1 protein-coding gene and 1 pseudogene are annotated in these 1,141 nt (G+C 59.0%); one reads left to right on the top strand and one right to left on the bottom strand.

The window, feature by feature from the left end; genetic code table 11:
• Positions 1-842: pseudogene (gene tnpC, locus FEV53_RS22310) on the bottom strand (IS66 family transposase); the annotation flags it as partial.
• A gap of 64 nt (positions 843-906) precedes the next feature.
• Here tnpC and FEV53_RS20250 point away from each other — a divergent pair.
• On the top strand, positions 907-1,141 hold a 235-nt coding region (locus FEV53_RS20250), incomplete at its 3' end, for a transposase (protein ID WP_142836281.1).

Here is a 1,141-nt window from a genome sequence, read left to right as displayed (position 1 = left end):
GCTTCCAGGTCATCGAAGATCGGTTTTGATCGGGATTGCCGCAGCGCGATACGTTCTTCGGGCGATTTGCCACGCGCGTCTTTCTCCACGGTGTAGAGTTCAGCGATCCGCCGGATCGCTTCCTCGGCAATGGCGTTGCCCTGGGATGCGAAGACATCCACAAACTTACGCCTGACATGGGCCACGCAGGCCATCTCACCCGCCTTGTTCTCGCCGAACAGCCCGTTGAAGCCGGAGTATCCATCAGCGTGGACCCAGCCCTTGTAGTCTGCAAGATGGCTGACCGGATGTTCGCCTTTGCGATCAATGGTGAACTGATACCACGCGCAGGGTGGCGATGATCCCGACCAGGGTCGCTCATCGCGCACATAGGTCCAGACCCGCGCTGTCTTGATTTTCTTCTGACCGGGAGCTTGCATCTTGACCGGCGTATCATCTGCAAATAGTGTATCGCCGCGTCGGACGATGCACCCGATCTCGTTGGCGAGTGGTTCCAGTAGTGCCGTTGATCGGCCAACCCAATCGGCCATGGTCGAGCGGTTCAGGTCGATGCCTTCACGGGCGTAGATTTGGCTCTGGCGCTACATTGGAAGGTGATCAGCATATTTGCTGACCAGCACATGCGCCAAAAGGCCGGGGCCGGGTCGCCCACGCTCAATTGAGCGCGACGGCAATGCAGATTGGACAATGGCTTCGCAGCCCGCACAGGCTTTGCGGGGCCGGACCATACGGTTCACGATGAAGCGGCCCGGCACAAGCTCAAGTTCTTCTGTCACATCTTCGCCGAGCGTCTTCAATTTGCCGCCATGGCGGGTGCAATCCTCGCCTGGACACAGCACTTCAGAGGTGGTCGCGGGATTTCGGACCGGGTGCTAATCTGTAGTGTCTGAGGAAGAACGCACAGAAATGACGAAACGGAAACGCTATTCGGCAGAGTTCAAGGCGAAGGTGGCTTTGGAAGCCATCCGCGAGGAGCTGACGACGGCCGAGCTGGCCAAGAAGTATGACATCCACCCTACCATGATCAGCGGCTGGAAACGGACCGCGATTGAGAACATGGCACAGGCCTTCACCGGCCAGGCGACCGCGGAGCCGACGATATCGGCGGCAGAGGTCGGAAAGCTGCACGTCAAAATCGGGC

The sequence above is a fragment of the Palleronia caenipelagi genome (genome assembly GCF_007004065.1).
GTDB lineage: Bacteria > Pseudomonadota > Alphaproteobacteria > Rhodobacterales > Rhodobacteraceae > Palleronia > Palleronia caenipelagi.
The sequence above is the reverse complement of the archived record's forward strand: the minus strand, read 5'-3'. Positions and strand labels throughout refer to the sequence as shown.